Genomic DNA, 17,068 nt, shown 5'->3' with positions numbered 1-17,068 from the left:
TCACATGCCAGACTACGACGGCAAGCGCGTCGTCATCACCGGCGGCACCAGCGGCATCGGCCTCGCCACCGCCAAATTGTTGGACGCGGGTGGGGCCCGGGTCATGGCGACCGGCCGGACCCCCGCGTCGCTGGCGGCCGCCACGGCCGCCCTCGGGCCACGGGCGCTCGTCGACCGGCGCGATGCCGCCGACGTCGACGGCCTCGCCGACCGGGCGGCCGCCGCGTTCGGCGGCGTCGACCTGCTCGTGCTCAACGCCGGAGCGACGGTGGGCGCCACGATCTCCGACACCACCGGCGAGCAGTACGACGACCTGTTCGCCCTCAACACCAGGGCACCGTTCTTCACCCTGCAGCGGTTCGTCCCGCTGATGCCGCCCGGCAGTGCGGTGGTGGTGACGACGTCGATCGCCAACCGCAAGGGCATCGCGGCGACGAGCGTGTACTCCGCAACCAAGGCCGCCCTGCGATCGATGACCCGCACGTTCGCCGCGGAACTGGTCGACCGAGGGATTCGGGTCAACGCCGTCTCCCCCGGCCCGGTCGACACCGGCATCCTCGAACGGTCCATGCCCGCCGAGGCGGCGAGCGAATTCCTCGCCGCGCAACGAGCCCAGAACCCGATGCGACGCCTCGGCGAACCCGACGAGGTGGCGAAGGCCATCGTCTTCCTGGCCTTCGACGCCACCTACACCACCGGCGCGGAGCTGACCGTCGACGGCGGTGCGTCCCAGCTCTAAGGGCGCCGGGGTTACATCACCGATCCGCGCGCGGTGCTGCGCAGCACCTGCGGCGCAATCCTCGAGGTGCCGTAGAGCAGGTACGCCTCGGGCGCGACCGGGCGGATCGCCGTGTTCTTGGCGACCGACGACACGATGGCCTTGGCAACCTTGTCGGGGCCGTAGCGCCGCGCGGCGAACAACACCTCGAGCTGTTTGCGGCGACCCGCCACATGGCCCCCGCGGCCCGCCGGGGCGTCGAACCGGGTGGTGCGCACGATGTTGGTGTCGATCACCCCGGGGCAGATGGTGGTGAGGCCGACGCCGGCGGCGTCGAGTTCGGCGCGCAGGCAGTCCGAGAACATGTACACCGCCGCCTTGGACGTGCAGTAGGCGTTCATGGCTTGCAGCGGCGCGTAGGCGGCCATCGACGACACGTTCACCACGTGGCCACCCGTGCCGCGTTCGACGAGCCGGCTGGCGAACGCCCGGCAGCCGTTGACCACGCCGCCGAGGTTCACCTCGAGCACGCGGTCCCACTGCTCGGCGGGAGTGTCGAGGAACGACCCGGCGTGGCCGATCCCGGCGTTGTTCACCACCACGTCGGGGACGCCGTACGCGGTGCAGACGCGCTCGGCGAACGCCTCGACGGCATCGGCGTCGGAGACGTCCAACACGTAGTGGTGCGCCACGCCGCCGCGGGCGGCGATCAGCGCCGCCGTCTCGGCAACGCTGTCCTCGTCGACGTCGCTGACCACGATCTCGGCGCCGCGCTCGGCAAAGGCCAGCGCCGTCGCGCGGCCGATGCCGCTGCCCGCCCCGGTCACCGAGACCAGCGAGTCACCGAAGGTGTCACGCGCCCTGCCGACCTGGGCCCGCAACAGGGCGCGGGCGGGTGCGCCGCCCTGAACGTGGTCGACGAACTCCGCGACCGCGTCGGCCACCGTCCGGGGATGCGACAGCTGCACCCGGTGGCCGGCGGCGACGTCGCGGCGCCACAACCGGGACGCCCAGGTGGGGGTCTCGTCGTACACGTAGTGGCGGACGAACGGGTCGTTGGTGGCGACGACGAGCTGGACGGGCACGCCGACGCGGTGATCCGGCCGGGCGTGGGCCAGGGACGCGCCGACGTTGGCGCGCACGACGGGAGCCGCCACGGAGCGAGCGGCCAGGTAGGTCAGCAGTAGCAACTGCGTCAGCGCCCTGGCGAACCGGCGCGGCGCGTAGGGCCGCGTCAGGCCGCCGACGACGAAGCGGTTCAGGTGGTCGGCGCTCGGGCCGGAGATCGAGGTGAACGAGGCGACGCGGTCGGCGTCGGCGCGTCGCGCGAGGTACTCCCACACGCCGACCGATCCCCAGCCGTGTGCCAGCACATGGACGGGCCCGTCCGGGCTCAGCGCGCCGACCACGGCGTGGAAGTCGTCGGCGAAGCGTGCCACGGCATAGGCCGAGCGACGCGAGGGCACGTCGGACCTTCCGGCGCCACGGTTGTCGTAGCGGATGACGCGGTAGCGATCCTCGAGCAGTGCGACCACGCCGTCCCACACCACGTGCGAGTCGGGCGAGCCGTGCACCATGACGATCGTCGGTCCGTCCGGGTTGCCCCGTTCGTACACGGCGATCCGGACGCCGTCGGGTGCGGTGACGGTGTGGGCGGTCCCGTCAGCCATCCTCGAGTTCCCGTCTGAGTTCGCGCTGGCGTTCGATGCGCCGACGCGCGTCGAAGTCGCGCATGCGCTGCGGATAGCCGACCTTTTGCACGTCGTAGACCGGGATGTTCAGCTTGTCGCTGAGGCGGCGGGCGCCCTTGTCCCCGCCGGCCCGGCGTCGCGTCCACTCCCCGTCGGCGAGCCACCAGCACCACCGTCACCTCCGTGACGGTGGTCTTGGGTTCGACGAACGCCTCCACGCCCTGATGCTCGGCCACCCACCGTCGGAGGTACGTGAGGTCGGCCGCGGGGTCTCGACCGTCGGGAGCCCCCTTTGAGCCGCGTCGGCGGAACGAATCGAACAGTCCCAACTGGACCTCACTCCCTGAATCAGGCCTTCAATGGTGCCAGAGGAGCAACTCGGCCGGTCTGCGGCGACCGCCGGGCCAGGACGTGACAGGATGGGCAGCGAGCATTTTCGACCGTTACGAGCGACCGTTCGAGGAGTCACATCACATGGCCATCACCGTCCAGATGCCCGCACTCGGTGAGAGCGTCACCGAGGGGACCGTCACGAGATGGCTGAAGCAAGAAGGCGACACCGTCGAGGTCGACGAGCCCTTGCTCGAAGTGTCCACCGACAAGGTCGACACCGAGATCCCGTCACCGGCCGCAGGCGTACTGACCAAGATCATCGCCAACGAGGATGACACCGTCGAGGTCGGTGGCGACCTCGGCACGATCGGCGACGCCGACGAAGGCGACGGTGGCGAGAGCGCTCCCGCCGACGAGGAGAAGTCCGAGCCGGAACCAGAGCCCGAGCCAGAGCCGGAACCCGAGCCAGAGCCCGAGGCCAAGGAAGAACCCAAGGACGAGCCGGCCGCAGCGAAGAGCAGTGGTGGCGGCAAGTCCACCTCGGTCGTGATGCCCGAGCTGGGCGAGTCCGTCACCGAGGGCACCGTCACCCGCTGGCTGAAGAAGGTCGGCGACAGCGTCGAGGTCGACGACGCCCTGGTCGAGGTGTCCACCGACAAGGTGGACACCGAGATTCCGTCGCCGGTCGCAGGCACGCTGCTGTCGATCACCGCCGAGGAGGACGACACCGTCGCCGTCGGCGGCGAACTGGCGAAGATCGGTGACGCCGCGCCCAAGGCCGAGGAGCCCGAACCGGAACCAGAGCCCGCGCCCAAGGCCGAGGAGCCCGAGCCGGAGCCAGAGCCCAAGGCCGAGGAAGCCAAGCCGGAACCCAAGCCCGAGCCGAAGCCCGAACCCAAGCCCGAGCCCAAGCCCAAGCCCGAGCCGAAGCCCGAACCCAAGGCCGCCCCCGCCGCCGAGGCACCCGCGTCCGACGGCAGTCCGTACGTGACGCCGCTGGTCCGCAAGCTGGCAGGAGAGAACGGCGTCGACCTGTCCTCGGTCAAGGGCACCGGTGTCGGCGGCCGCATCCGCAAGCAGGACGTGCTCGCCGCCGCGGAGGCGAAGAAGGCACCTGAGCCAAGCGCGGCTCCCACGGCGCCCGCCGCCGACGCCCCGGCGGCCAAGGCACCCGCCGCCGCACCCGCGCTGTCGCACCTGCGCGGCACCACGCAGAAGGCCAACCGCATCCGGCAGATCACCGCCAAGAAGACGCGCGAGTCCCTGCAGACGACGGCACAGCTGACGCAGACGCACGAGGTCGACCTGACCAAGATCGTGGCGTTGCGGGCGCGCGCCAAGGCGACCTTCCAGGAGCGCGAGGGCGTCAACCTCACGTACCTGCCGTTCTTCGCCGTCGCGGTGATCGACGCGCTGAAGGCGCACCCGAACGTCAACGCCAGCTACGACGAGGACTCCAAGGAGATCACCTACTACGACGCCGAGCACTTGGGCTTCGCCGTAGACACCGAGCAGGGTCTGCTGTCCCCCGTCGTCAAGAACGCGGGCGACCTGTCGCTCGGCGGGCTCGCGCGGGCGATCGCCGACATCGCGGCACGCGCGCGCTCGGGCAACCTGAAGCCCGACGAGTTGTCCGGCGGCACGTTCACGATCACCAACATCGGCAGCCAGGGCGCGTTGTTCGACACCCCGATCCTGGTGCCGCCGCAGGCGGCGATGCTGGGCACCGGTGCCATCGTCAAGCGTCCCCGCGTCGTGGTCGACGAGAACGGCAACGAGTCCATCGGCGTCCGGTCGGTGTGCTACCTGCCGCTGACCTACGACCACCGACTGGTCGACGGGGCCGACGCGGGCCGCTTCCTGACGACGGTCAAACGGCGTCTCGAAGAGGGAGCGTTCGAGGCCGACCTCGGACTGTAGGCCTCGTGCGACATGCCGTCATCGCGATCGCGGGCTCCTCGGGGCTGATCGGTTCCGCGCTGACGTCGGCCCTTCGGGCCGCCGATCATCGGGTGCTGCGGCTGGTGCGGCGTGCCCCGTCCACCGCCGACGAGGTCTTCTGGGACCCGGACACCGGACAGTTCGACGCGAGCGCGTTGCGCGGCGCGGACGCCGTCGTCAACATGTGCGGCGTCAACGTCGCCGGCAAGCGGTGGTCGGGTGCGTTCAAGCAGAGCCTGCGCGACAGCCGCATCGGCCCCACCGAGGTGCTGTCCCGGGCGGTCGTCGAATCCGGCGTCCCCGTGCTGGTCAACTCCAGCGCGGTCGGGTACTACGGCGACGCCCGTGATCGCGTCGTCGAGGAGTCGGCTCCCGTGGGCAAGGGCTTCCTCGCCGGTCTGTGCCGGGACTGGGAGGCGGCGACGGAGTCCGCCACGGCCGCCGGCGTGCGAGTGGTCCTGATGCGGACCGGCCTGGTGCTGTCCCCTGCGGGCGGCGTGGTCGCGCGGCTCAAGCCACTCTTCGGAGTGGGTCTGGGCGCACGGTTGGGCGGCGGCCGGCAGTACATGCCCTGGATCACCCTCGAAGACGAGGTGCGGGCGTTGACGTTCGCCATCGAGAACCCCGACCTCGCCGGTCCCGTCAACGGCACCGGGCCCGCGCCCGTCACGAACGCCGAGTTCACCGCGGCGCTCGGGCGGGCGCTACACCGGCCGGCCCCGCTGGCGGTGCCCAAGTTCGCCTTGCGTGCCGTCCTCGGCGAGCTGGCCGACGAGGGTCTCCTCGGCGGGCAGCGGGCCATCCCGGCGGCCCTGGAACGAGCTGGCTTCGAGTTTCACCACCACACGATCGGCGAGGCGATGGGCTACGTCACCGCACCGAAGGCATCCTGAGACGCGTAGCGTCAAGGCCATGGGCGCAGCATCGGTCCGGTTGGCGGACACCGACGTCGAGGTGCGACGACTTGGTTCGATCGACTACCTCGCGGCGTGGCAGCTGCAGCGTGAGCAGGCCGACGCCCGGCTCGCCGGTGGTCCGGACACTCTGCTGTTGCTCGAACATCCCCCGGTCTTCACCGCGGGCCGACGCACCGAACCGCACGAGCGCCCCGTCTCCTCCGACGTTCCGGTGGTCGACACCGACCGCGGCGGGAAGATCACCTGGCACGGGCCCGGTCAGCTGGTCGGCTACCCGATCGTCGGCCTGGCCCAGCCGCTGGACGTGGTGAAGTTCGTCCGCCGCCTGGAGGACGCATTGATCGCGGTGTGCGCGAGCTTCGGCCTGCCGACCGGTCGCGTCGAGGGCCGGTCGGGCGTGTGGGTCCCCGCCGACGACGTTCGCCCCGCCCGCAAGGTCGCCGCGATCGGCATCAGGGTGGCCAGGGCGACGACGCTGCACGGCTTCGCCGTCAACTGTGACAACGACCTCTCCGCGTACTCGTCGATCGTTCCGTGCGGCATCTCCGACGCGGGTGTCACGTCGTTGACCGCCGAGCTCGGCCACCGGGTGACCGTCGACGACGTCGCCGCCGTGGTGGCCGTGGCCGTCCCCGACGCCCTCGACGGTCGACCAGCGCTAGCATTGTCGAAGTGACCGTCGAACCGTCCGAGATCGCCAAGCTGCCCGTTTCGCCGACCGGCCGCAAGCTGCTGCGCCTCGAGGTGCGCAACGCCGAGACGCCCATCGAGCGCAAGCCACCGTGGATCAAGACCAAGCTGAAGACGGGTCCGGAATACAAGGAACTCAAGGCCCTGGTCAAGCGCGAAGGTCTGCACACCGTCTGCGAAGAGGCCGGCTGCCCCAACATCTACGAGTGCTGGGAAGACCGCGAGGCGACGTTCCTCATCGGCGGTGAGCAGTGCACGCGGCGGTGCGACTTCTGCCAGATCGACACCGGCAAGCCGGCGGAGCTGGACCGCGACGAGCCCCGGCGGGTGGCCGAGAGCGTCCAGGCCATGGGCCTTCGGTACTCGACCGTCACCGGGGTGGCCCGCGACGATCTGCCCGACGGTGGGGCGTGGCTGTACGCCGAGACGGTGCGTCAGATCAAGGCGCTCAACCCGAACACCGGCGTCGAACTGCTCATCCCGGACTTCAACGCCATCCCCGAGCAACTCGAGACGGTGTTCGAGACCCGACCAGAAGTGTTGGCGCACAACGTCGAAACCGTCCCGCGCATCTTCAAGCGCATTCGACCCGCCTTCAAGTACGAGCGCAGCCTCGCGGTGATCACCGCGGCGCGCGACTACGGCCTGGTGACCAAGAGCAACTTGATCCTCGGAATGGGCGAGACCCCCGAGGAGGTGCGGACGGCGCTGGTCGACCTCCACGAGGCGGGCTGCGACATCATCACCATCACCCAGTACCTCCGCCCCTCCGCCCGCCACCATCCGGTGGAGCGGTGGGTCAAGCCCGAGGAGTTCGTCGAGCACGGCAAGTTCGCCGAGGAACTGGGCTTCCCCGGAGTGCTGGCGGGTCCGTTGGTGCGATCCTCGTACCGTGCGGGCAAGTTGTACGCCCAGGCGGCGCAACTGCGGACGAATAACACGCCACCCGTATCCTGATCCGATGGCGAAGACTCGCAAACCCGTTGCCGACAAGGCCGCCAAGGCCGAGGCGAAGGCTGCCCGCAAGGCCGCATCCAAGGAGCGCCGGAGCCAGCTCTGGCAGGCATTCCAGATCCAACGCAAGGAGGACACCCGACTCCTCCCCTACATGATCGGCGCGTTCGTGCTGATCGTGGCGATCGCGGTGGTCATCGGCATCCTCGTCGGCAACACGTTCACCTACGTCACGCTGATCCCGCTCGGCGTGGTGCTGGGCGCCCTGGTGGCGTTCATCATCTTCGGGCGCCGCGCGCAGAAGTCGGTGTACCGCAAGGCCGAGGGACAGACCGGCGCGGCCGCGTGGGCCCTGGACAACCTGCGGGGCAAGTGGCGCGTCACCCCCGGCGTCGCCGCCACCGGACACTTCGACGCCGTGCACCGCGTGATCGGCCGCCCGGGCGTGATCTTCGTCGGCGAGGGATCGGCCACGCGCGTCAAACCCCTGCTGGCGCAAGAGAAGAAGAAGACCGCCCGGCTCATCGGTGACATCCCCATCTACGACTTCGTCGTCGGCAACGGCGAGGGCGAGGTGCCCCTGTCGAAGCTGGAGCGCCACCTCACCAAGTTGCCGGCCAACATCACGGCCAAGCAGATGGATTCACTGGAGTCCCGACTGGCGGCGCTCGGCTCCCGCATGGGACCGGCCGCCATGCCGAAGGGCCCGCTGCCTCCGGGTGCCAAGATGCGCGGTGTACAGCGAACGGTGCGGCGCAAGTAGCGCACCGACACACCCGTCGGCCCGATTGAGCCCCGCATTCAAGGTCACCAGCTAATCTCCGTCCGGGAGTAGGCACGCCGGCATTCCGACCAGGTGCCTCGGGGGAAGTCTGTGGGGGGCAGTGGATGTGTACTGCGTGTGATTGGGCGCCGCATTTCGCCGCGTTCGGAGGTGTCCGCGCGAGCCGACGAACGGTGCTGACCGTTGCCGCAGTGGCCGCGGCGACCACCGCGATGGCGGCGTGCACGCCGACGCGGGAATCGCCCTCGTCGTCCAGCGCACCCAGCACGGCAGCCGCGGACGGGAAGGCGGACTTCGTCTTCCGCAACGGTCCCATCTACACCGTCGCCGGCCCGGACCCGTGGGCCAAGGCGCTGGCGGTCACGGGCACCACCATCACCCACGTCGGCGACGAGGCCGGCGCGATGGCCCTGGTCGGCGACAAGACCCGGGTGGTCGACCTGAACGGTCGACTGTTGATGCCCGGCTTCGTCGAAGCCCACATCCACCCGTTCATGGGGGCCTTCCTGACCTCGGGTCTCGATCTGCAGCTGCCCACCGGGGCCGACGCGCTCGCCGCGATCGCCAAGTACGCCGCCGACAACCCGGTCGGGCCGGTGCGCGGGTTCGGTTGGCGGGTCGACATGTTCGGCCCCGAGGGACCCAATCGAGCGGACCTGGACCGGATCCTGCCGGACCGTCCCGCGTTCTTCTTCGCCATCGACGGCCACAGCCTGTGGGTCAACTCGAAGGCACTCCAGATTGCCGGGGTCGACCGCAACACCCCCGATCCGATACCGGGATTCAGCTACTTCGTCCGCGACACGAAGGGCGATCCGACCGGGTACGTCCTCGAGGTCGTCGCCGAGCTACAGGTCGTCAACGCCGTCGAGCCGATCTCCCCCGAGACGATGGCGAAGCTCTTGGCGTCGTGGACGCCGAAGGCCGCCCAGGCGGGCATCACGTCGGTGTTCGACGCCGGGGTACCACCGATCGGTGAGGATCAGGCGGCCATCCTCGAGCTCTACGTCGACGCGGAGAAGCGCGGCGAGCTGCCCTTCCGCGTGGTGGCGTCCTACGCGGTGAAGGGACCGCCGGTCGACGACACGGTGGCCAAGATGACCGAGGTGCGCAACCGCGTCAACACCGAGCTGGTGCAGGCCACGGTGGTCAAGATCGTCGGGGACGGTACGCAGGGCGGCTACACCGCCTGGTTGTTGGAGCCCTATGCCGACAAGCCCGACACCACCGGTGGTTCGCCGTTCACCGAGGAGCAGTGGCACCGCATGATTCGCGACGTCGACGCGGCCGGTTTCGACCTGCACGTGCACGCCTGCGGGGAGCACACGGCCCGAGTGGCGCTGGACGCCATCGACGAGGCGATCGCCGCCAACCCTCCCCGCGAGCGCAGGCACGCCATCGCCCATCTGGTCTACGTCGACGACTCCGACAATCCGCGGTTCGGCAAGCTCGGCGTCATCGCGCAGTTCTCGGCGAACTGGCTGTCGGCAGACCCGGACACCGTGACCAACATGGGGGCGCGATACGGGTCGCCCCGCAAGGATCTGCTCTACCGGCCCCAGGACGTGCTCAAGTCGGGCGGCCGCATCTCGCTGGGCACCGATTGGCCTGCGGCGGGCTACTTCTCGACGTACAAGCCGCTGGACTCGATCCAGATCGGCGTCACCCGGCAACTCATCGGGCAGCCCGACGCGCCGGTCCTGGAACCCGCCGACCAGCGGCTGTCGGTGGTCGAGGCGGTGCACGCCAACACCTTGGGAGCGGCGTATCAGATTCGGTTGGACGACAAGGTCGGCTCACTCGAGACCGGCAAGCTCGCCGACCTCATCGTGCTGGACAAGAACATCCTCGACGGCGATCCGCACGACATTCACCAGGCGGCGGTCACGATGACGATGATGAACGGCCAGATCCGCCACGAGGTCTAGCGCCGGACGACGGCCGTTCCCGTCAACCGGTCCTGAAAGCCACGGCCGTCGGCGTCGGTGAACAGGGCGGGAATCACCAGCGCGACCAGCAGCACGCGGACCGTCGACCGGCCGATGCCGACGTGCTGGCGGTGGTCGACGGAGGCCACCTGCAGCCCCAGTGCCAGTTGGCCGGGTGTGAAACCGAACAACCGCACCGACACCGCCCCGAGCACGAGCCAGATGACCTCCAGGACCAGCGCCCGGTGGTCGGCAAGGGTGCCGCTGCGGTCCACCGACCCGGCGAGCGAGGCCAGCCCCATCGCGATCAGCCAGTCGAGCGTGACGGCCAGGACCCGTCGCCCGGTGCCGACCAGCGAACCCGGTCCCGACGGGGGCAAACCCAGACGTTGCCCGGCGAAGTCGTTGGGCCCCTGGCTGGCGTCGCCAGCCTCGGAGGGTGGCGGCCCGGAGAGCCAGGAACCAAAGGTGCGGGCCATGAATCCAGCATAGGGTGGGCGCCTGACACCACCACTGCGTAACGTCGGCGCAACATGCCTTTGACCGCCGCGCAATATGGTGTCCCTAGCGTCGAACGGCGGATCACCAGTCAAAGGAGAATTCTCAGTGCCAGAAAAGACTGCAGACGACATCTTCAAGCTGATCAAGGACGAGAACGTCGAGTACGTCGACATTCGCTTCTGCGATCTGCCGGGCGTCGTCCAGCACTTCTCGATCCCCGCCTCGGCCTTCGACGCGAGCGTGTTCGAGGACGGTTTGGCGTTCGACGGTTCGTCGGTGCGCGGCTTCCAGTCCATCCACGAATCCGACATGATGCTGCTGCCGGATCCCAACACCGCGCGCATCGACCCGTTCCGGCACGCCAAGACGCTGAACCTCAGCTTCTTCGTGCACGACCCGTTCACCCGTGAGGCCTACTCGCGCGACCCCCGCAACGTGGCCCGCAAGGCCGAGAACTACCTCGCCAGCACGGGCATCGCCGACACCTGCTTCTTCGGTGCCGAGGCCGAGTTCTACATCTTCGACTCGGTGACCTTCGACTCGAAGATCAACGGCACCTCCTACGAGATCGACTCCGAATCGGGCTGGTGGAACACCGGCGAGCCCTTCGAAGCCGACGGCAGCCCCAACCTGGGCTACAAGGTCCGGCCCAAGGGCGGCTACTTCCCCGTCGCGCCGTACGACCACTACGTCGACCTGCGCGACGAGATGGCCACCAACCTGCAGAACGCCGGGTTCGTCCTGGAGCGCGGCCACCACGAGGTCGGCACCGCGGGCCAGGCCGAGATCAACTACAAGTTCGACACCCTGCTGGCCGCCGCCGACGACGTGCTGCTGTTCAAGTACATCATCAAGAACACGGCGTGGAAGAACGGCAAGACCGTCACCTTCATGCCCAAGCCGCTGTTCGGTGACAACGGTTCCGGCATGCACGCCCACCAATCGCTGTGGAAGGACGGCAAGCCGCTGTTCCACGACGAGTCGGGCTACGCGGGTCTGTCGGACCTGGCGCGCCACTACATCGGCGGCATCCTGCACCACGCGCCGTCGCTGCTGGCGTTCACCAACCCGACGGTGAACTCCTACAAGCGTCTGGTGCCGGGCTACGAGGCGCCGATCAACCTGGTCTACAGCCAGCGCAACCGGTCGGCGTGCGTGCGCATCCCGATCACGGGCAACAACCCGAAGGCCAAGCGTCTCGAATTCCGTTGCCCGGACAGCTCGGGCAACCCGTACCTGGCGTTCGCGGCGATGCTGATGGCCGGCATCGACGGCATCAAGAAGAAGATCGAGCCGTTGGCGCCCGTCGACAAGGACCTCTACGAGCTTCCTCCCGAGGAGGCCGCGAACATCCCCCAGGCGCCGACGTCGCTGTCCGCGGTGATCGACCGCCTCGAGGAGGATCACGACTACCTCACCGAGGGTGGCGTGTTCACCGAGGACCTGATCGACACCTGGATCTCCTACAAGCGGGAGAACGAGATCATGCCGATCCAGATCCGTCCGCACCCGTATGAGTTCGCGCTCTACTACGACGTCTAATCGCGCGTAGAACGACACGCGAAGCCGGGCGGAGGTCACCTCCGCCCGGCTTCGTCGTGTCGGCGAGACGTACAACTATGCGGACCGGGGTCCGGATAGTAGAGTCGTCGCCATGCTGACGAATCTCGACGCCAGACTCGCCCCGCACGCCCCCGCCGTACTGAGCATCTTTCGCGTGGTCTTCGCGCTGCTGTTTCTGTGCCATGCCACCTCGCACCTCTTCGGTTGGCCGCTCGCCCAGCAGCAGGCCCCCGTCGGGGTGTGGCCGTACTGGTTCGCCGGGGTCATCGAACTGGTCACCGGCATCCTGATCGGCCTCGGATTGTTCACCCGCATCGCGGCTTTCATCGCCTCGGGCACCATGGCGTTCGCCTACTTCACCCAGCATTTGCCGAAGGACTTCGTCCCGCTGAACAACGGCGGCGAGGCGGCCGTCCTCTACTGCTTCGCGTTCTTCCTGCTGGTGTTCACCGGTGGCGGCGCGTGGGCCCTCGACGCCCGGCGCCGCAGCGGCGCGGCGTCGGTCACCCGCACCAGGCGCTGACGCCGGGGACGGTCAGCGGTCGAGCGCCAAGTCCTTGCGGAAGCGCTTCATCCCGTCGATCTTCTCCGCCGTGGTGGCCTCCGGGCCCGAATGGAACATCCACGGCTGCGTGAGGATGTGGGTGATTCCCGCAGCTTCGGCACGTTCGTAGTCCGCACTGCTCACCGCATCGACGAGCGGGGTCAGGATGGTGAAATCCTCCATCCCGAGCCCATTTTCGGCGCGTAGGTCGCGCAACCGCCGGGCACTCGCGATGGCGCGGTCGGTGGTGATCAGATCACCGATCCACCCGTCGTTGCGAGCCGCCCGGCGCAGCGCCACGTCGCTCAGTCCCCCGACGAAGATCGGAATGTGCGGCGGTGTGGGCTCCATCTCCAGGCGCGGGGTCTGGTAGAACTCGCCGTCGAACTCCGTCCACCCCGGCTGCCAGAGCGCGCGCAGCAGCTCGAGCATCTCGTCGGTGCGCTTGCCGCGGCGGTCGAAGCGCTGGCCCATCAACGTGAATTCTTCTTCGCACCACCCCACGCCGACGCCCAGCTCCACCCGGCCGCCGGCCAGATGTGCCGCCGTGCCAACGGCTTTCGCCACCGAGTACGGGTCGCGCATGCCGGGGATGAACACCGTCGTGACGAAGTGCAGCCGTTCGGTGACCAGGGCCAGCGCCCCGATCAGCACCCACGGGTCGGGCCAGTCGGTGAACGGTGGCCACCGGCGCTCGCCGTCCTTGGTGTACGGGTAGGGCGTGGCCAGCGTCTCCAGGTTGACTACGTGATCGGGGATGCCGAATCCGTCGTAACCGAGATCGTCTGCCGCCTTGGCCAATTCGACGATTTCACGGGTCGGCAGGAACGCGGGACTGACGTAGAACTTCATCCGCTGCACATTCCCGGGTCGCTACGCTCCTGCCGTCGCCCACCCCGCGCCCAGGCCGGCATGATGAACACCCCGTCGGCCTCCACCGTCCAGCCGCCGGCGTCACCGAGGAAGCCGCGCGCAAAGGTCTTGACGCCTTCGGTCCTCTCGACGAAGGCCTCCGCCCGCACCGCGCCCAGCGGGGTGCCGCGCAGGTAGCGCAGCGTGATGGTGCCGGTGAACAGCGGTTTGGTCAGGCCGTCGCTGGCCACCTCGCCGAGAAGGTGGTCGAGCACCAGCGCGCAGATGCCACCGTGCACCAGACCCGGCGGCCCCTCGTAGGCCAACCCGAGGTCGAATTCGGCCCAGCACCGGCCCCCGTCCTCGTGGTGGATGTCCATCGGCGGGGCGATCGCATTGCGCAGTCCCACTGCGGGATTCGCCCACGCCAGGGGTCGACCGGTCTCGGCGTGCCGCAGCGTCGACGTCGTGGTGCGCTGCGCGCTGCGCAGCCGGGCCGTGACCGCCTCGATGGCGGCCCTGGCCTCGTGGGCAGTGTCGTCGTCGACGTCGGTGCGGATGCCCGCGTCGATCAGCTCGCGGATCGCGTGGGTCAACGCACCGTGCACCACCTGTTGGCGCTCGTACTCCTCGGCGGTGACGAGGTCGAACGGGAACTCCGCGGTCATTCTCCGAAGACCCGTCGCACGACCGTCTTCGCCCGTCGTGTCACCCGCAGGTAGTTGTCGAGGAACTCGCTGCCGTCACTGTTGTCCCATCCCGCCGCGACGGCCACCGCGTTGAGCTGGCGACCCGGCCCCGGTAGCTGGTCGGTTGGCTTGCCGCGCACCAACACCAGTGCGTTGCGGGCCTTCGTCGCGGTCAGCCAGGCCTGCCGCAAGAGGTCGACGTCGCCCTCGGCGATCAGTTCAGCGGCGCCGATGGCGTTGAGGGCGTCCAGCGTCGAGGTGCTGTGCAGCGCGGCGATTTCGTGGCCGTAGCGCAGTTGCAGCAGCTGGACGGTCCACTCGACGTCGGCGAGCCCACCCCGGCCGAGTTTGGTGTGGGTGTTCGGGTCGGCGCCGCGAGGCAGCCGTTCCGCGTCGATCCGAGCCTTCACCCGCCGAATCTCTTGCACCGCTTCGGTGGACACCCCGCCGGGTGGGTAGCGGGTCTTGTCGGCCATCAGCAGGAAGCGGTAGCCGAGGTCCTCGTCACCCGCGACGCGATGGGCCCGCAGCAGGGCCTGCACCTCCCAGGTTTGCGCGAACCGCGAGTAGTACGCCTCGTAGGAGGCGAGCGTGCGAACCAGCGGACCGCTGCGACCCTCCGGGCGCAGGTTGGTGTCGACCTCCAGCGGCGGGTCTGCGCTCGGCGTGCCCAGCAACGCGCGGACCTGTTCGGCGATGGTGACCGACCACTTCACCGCCACGGATTCCTCTGCCCCGCCGACGGGTTCGCAGACGAACATGACGTCGGCGTCGGAGCCGTAACTCAGTTCGCCACCACCGAGCCGGCCCATGCCGATCACGGCGATCCTGGCGGGCGGGCCGCCCGCGGGCGAATTGGCGCGGATGACGACGTCCAACGCGGCCTGCAGCACCGCGACCCACACCGAGGTCAGCGCCCGGCACACCTCGGTGACCTCCAGCATGCCGAGCAGGTCCGCGGACGCCAGGCGGGCCAGCTCTTGGCGCCGAAGCGTTCTGGCCGCCGCGATGGCGCGCAGCGGATCGGTGTGCCGACCCACCGACGCGACGAGCGCGTGGGCCAGGTTTTCCGGCTCGACCTCCAGCAGCTTGGGTCCCGACGGGCCGTCGGCGTATTGCCGGATCACCTCGGGTGCCCGCATGAGGAGCTCGGGGACGAACGCAGACGTGCCAAGCACGTGCATCAGCCGCTTGGCCACCGCGCCCTCGTCGCGCAGCGAGGCCAGGAACCACCGCTGCTCGGCCATCTCGTCGCTGAGCCTGCGGTAGGCGAGCAACCCGGCGTCCGGGTCGGGTGCGTCGGACAACCAATCCAGCAGCGTCGGCAGGAGCACCTGTTGCACCCGGCCCCGTCTGCCGCTACTGCCGGTGAGCGCCGCCAGATGGGTCAGTGCACTCTGCGGTCCCTCGTATCCCAGTGCGGCGAGCTGACGTTCGGCCGACTCGGGCGACATGCTCGGGGAGAACTCGACGGCGTTGCCCTCGACGGACTCCAGCAGCGGTTGGTAGAAGAGCTTGGCGTGCAGGCGCGACACCCGCAGGCTCTGGCGCTTGAGTTCCTCGCGCAGCACGCCCAGCGAATCGTGCTGGCCGTCGGGCCGCATGTGTGCGGCGCGGGCCAACCATCGCATGGCCTCTTCGTCACCCGCTTCGGGGAGCATGTGGGTGCGCTTGAGCCGCTGCAGTTGCAGGCGGTGCTCGAGCAGTCGCAGGAACTCGTATGACGCAGTGAGATTCGCGGCGTCGTCACGGCCGACGTACCCGCCGGCACCCAGCGCGGCGAGCGCGTCGACGGTCGATGTCACGTGCAGCGATTCGTCGTTGCGGCCGTGGACCAGTTGTAGCAACTGGACGGCGAACTCGACGTCGCGCAGGCCGCCCGTGCCGAGCTTGATCTCGCGGGACCTGACCCCGGCGGGCACCAGTTCCTCGACCCGTCGACGCATCTTCTGAACCTCGGAGACGAAGTCCTCCCGTTCGCAGGCCGCCCACACCATCGGCATCAGCGCCGCCATGTACTGCGCGCCGAGGTCGGCGTCGCCCACGGCCGGGCGGGCCTTCAGCAGGGCCTGGAACTCCCACGTCTTGGCCCACCGCTCGTAGTACGCCACATGGGATTCCAGCGTCCGTACCAGCTCGCCGCTCTTGCCCTCGGGCCGCAGGCCGGCGTCGACTTCGAAGAACGCCTCGCCGGCGAACCGCATCATCTCCCCGGCCAGCCTGGCGCTCATCGCGTCGGCCTTCTCGCAGACGAAGATGACGTCGACGTCGCTGACGTAGTTCAGTTCGCGCGCACCGCACTTGCCCATCGCGATGACCGCCAGTCGGGGCGGGGTGCCGTCCTTGCACACGGTCCTGGTCGCGACGACGAGGGCGGCGGCCAACGCGGCGTCGGCGAGGTCCGCCAGGTGCTCCCCCACCGTCGGGAACGGCAGCACGGGTTCGTTCTCCACCGTCGGCGCCAGGTCGAGCGCCGCCAACACCAGCAGCCGGTCGCGGTAGAGCACGCGCAATTCATTTGTCTCCGAGGTGTTCTCGGCCATCTCGGTGAAGGCGCGGCGAAGTTCGTCCGGGCCGGGCAGCGCGACCTGCCCCGCCAGCAGGTGCCAGGACGTCGGTTGGGCGACGAGGTGGTCTCCCAGCGCCAGGGAGGACCCGAGCACGCCGAACAGCCGGCCGCGCAACCCGCGGTCCTTCACCAGGGCGCGGTTGAGTTCGTCCCATCCGTCGCCGAGGGCGTCGGCGAGGCGCACCATCGTCCGCAGCGCGGTGTCGGCGTCGGGTGCACGAGACAGCGACCACAACAGCTCGACGTAGTCGTCGGTGGTCCAACCCAGCCGGTCCAGATCCGCACGCGCGGGCGGTTCGACCAAGCCCAACCGACCGACGCTGGGCAGCGTCGGTCGCTGCGTCGCGGGTTTTGCCACCCCATCACGGTAACGCAGGGGGTCGAGCCATCCGCG

The 17,068-nt window shown here is 69.2% G+C and carries 14 protein-coding genes and 1 pseudogene; 9 read left to right on the top strand and 6 right to left on the bottom strand.

Translation table 11 applies throughout. From position 1 onward, the window contains the following. The first annotated feature begins 4 nt into the window (after window positions 1–4). Window positions 5–739, top strand: coding sequence for an SDR family oxidoreductase (locus tag H7J06_RS26880; protein ID WP_264042447.1), 735 nt, complete (start codon window positions 5–7; stop codon window positions 737–739). Between the two features lie 11 nt (window positions 740–750). Here the strand turns inward: H7J06_RS26880 and H7J06_RS26875 are convergent, their stop codons facing one another. Beyond that, a complete protein-coding gene (locus H7J06_RS26875) occupies window positions 751–2,388 on the bottom strand; it encodes an SDR family oxidoreductase (protein ID WP_264042446.1) in 1,638 nt (545 codons plus the stop codon). After that, window positions 2,381–2,738, bottom strand: a pseudogene (locus H7J06_RS26870) (oxidoreductase). The gene H7J06_RS26875 and the pseudogene H7J06_RS26870 overlap by 8 nt, the downstream one beginning before the upstream one ends. A gap of 145 nt (window positions 2,739–2,883) precedes the next feature. Here H7J06_RS26870 and sucB point away from each other — a divergent pair. From sucB to H7J06_RS26840, 6 genes are all read left to right on the top strand, one after another. Then, window positions 2,884–4,662 carry a 2-oxoglutarate dehydrogenase, E2 component, dihydrolipoamide succinyltransferase gene (sucB, locus tag H7J06_RS26865; RefSeq protein WP_264042445.1) on the top strand — a complete coding sequence of 593 codons (1,779 nt, stop codon included), beginning with the start codon at window positions 2,884–2,886 and terminating at the stop codon, window positions 4,660–4,662. Between the two features lie 5 nt (window positions 4,663–4,667). Continuing rightward, window positions 4,668–5,576, top strand: a complete 909-nt coding sequence (locus tag H7J06_RS26860) for a TIGR01777 family oxidoreductase (RefSeq protein WP_264042444.1) — start codon at window positions 4,668–4,670, stop codon at window positions 5,574–5,576. Between the two features lie 19 nt (window positions 5,577–5,595). Then, window positions 5,596–6,276 carry a lipoyl(octanoyl) transferase LipB gene (gene lipB / locus H7J06_RS26855; protein WP_264042443.1) on the top strand — a complete coding sequence of 227 codons (681 nt, stop codon included), beginning with the start codon at window positions 5,596–5,598 and terminating at the stop codon, window positions 6,274–6,276. A 26-nt stretch (window positions 6,277–6,302) separates the two neighbouring features. Continuing rightward, complete coding sequence (lipA, locus tag H7J06_RS26850) at window positions 6,303–7,247, top strand: lipoyl synthase (protein WP_264042483.1); 945 nt, start codon at window positions 6,303–6,305, stop codon at window positions 7,245–7,247. Between the two features lie 4 nt (window positions 7,248–7,251). After that, entirely contained in the window at window positions 7,252–8,007 is a 756-nt protein-coding gene (locus H7J06_RS26845; RefSeq protein WP_264042442.1) for a DUF4191 domain-containing protein, read from the top strand. Window positions 8,008–8,132: 125 nt separating this feature from the next. After that, window positions 8,133–9,956, top strand: a complete 1,824-nt coding sequence (locus H7J06_RS26840) for an amidohydrolase (RefSeq protein ID WP_264042440.1) — start codon at window positions 8,133–8,135, stop codon at window positions 9,954–9,956. On the opposite strand, the gene H7J06_RS26835 is transcribed toward H7J06_RS26840, so the two are convergent. Continuing rightward, a complete protein-coding gene (locus tag H7J06_RS26835; protein ID WP_264042439.1) occupies window positions 9,953–10,435 on the bottom strand; it encodes an RDD family protein in 483 nt (160 codons plus the stop codon). The two genes, H7J06_RS26840 and H7J06_RS26835, sit on opposite strands and share 4 nt — an antisense overlap. 127 nt (window positions 10,436–10,562) lie before the next feature. Between H7J06_RS26835 and glnA the strand changes: the two genes are divergently transcribed. Next, window positions 10,563–11,999: a type I glutamate--ammonia ligase gene (gene glnA, locus H7J06_RS26830; RefSeq protein ID WP_263998685.1), complete on the top strand. Its 1,437-nt coding sequence runs from the start codon at window positions 10,563–10,565 to the stop codon at window positions 11,997–11,999. A gap of 112 nt (window positions 12,000–12,111) precedes the next feature. After that, entirely contained in the window at window positions 12,112–12,543 is a 432-nt protein-coding gene (locus tag H7J06_RS26825; RefSeq protein WP_264042438.1) for a DoxX family protein, read from the top strand. Window positions 12,544–12,555: 12 nt separating this feature from the next. Here the strand turns inward: H7J06_RS26825 and H7J06_RS26820 are convergent, their stop codons facing one another. From H7J06_RS26820 to H7J06_RS26810, 3 genes are read right to left on the bottom strand one after another with little or no spacing between them, the layout of a single operon-like run. Continuing rightward, complete coding sequence (locus H7J06_RS26820; protein WP_264042437.1) at window positions 12,556–13,416, bottom strand: TIGR03619 family F420-dependent LLM class oxidoreductase; 861 nt, start codon at window positions 13,414–13,416, stop codon at window positions 12,556–12,558. Next, on the bottom strand, window positions 13,413–14,084 hold the full coding sequence (locus H7J06_RS26815; RefSeq protein ID WP_264042436.1) for a PaaI family thioesterase: 672 nt from the start codon (window positions 14,082–14,084) through the stop codon (window positions 13,413–13,415). Before H7J06_RS26815 ends, H7J06_RS26820 begins: the two co-directional genes overlap by 4 nt. Continuing rightward, the gene (locus H7J06_RS26810; RefSeq protein ID WP_264042435.1) at window positions 14,081–17,032 is read right to left on the bottom strand and encodes a bifunctional [glutamine synthetase] adenylyltransferase/[glutamine synthetase]-adenylyl-L-tyrosine phosphorylase; all 2,952 of its coding nucleotides are present in this window, start codon (window positions 17,030–17,032) and stop codon (window positions 14,081–14,083) included. The genes H7J06_RS26815 and H7J06_RS26810 overlap by 4 nt, the downstream gene beginning before the upstream one ends. Window positions 17,033–17,068 lie beyond the last annotated feature (36 nt).

The sequence above is a fragment of the Mycolicibacterium hodleri genome, from assembly GCF_025822245.1.
GTDB lineage: Bacteria > Actinomycetota > Actinomycetes > Mycobacteriales > Mycobacteriaceae > Mycobacterium > Mycobacterium hodleri.
Note: the sequence above shows the minus strand (reverse complement) of the source record. Positions and strands in the feature narration are given on the sequence as shown.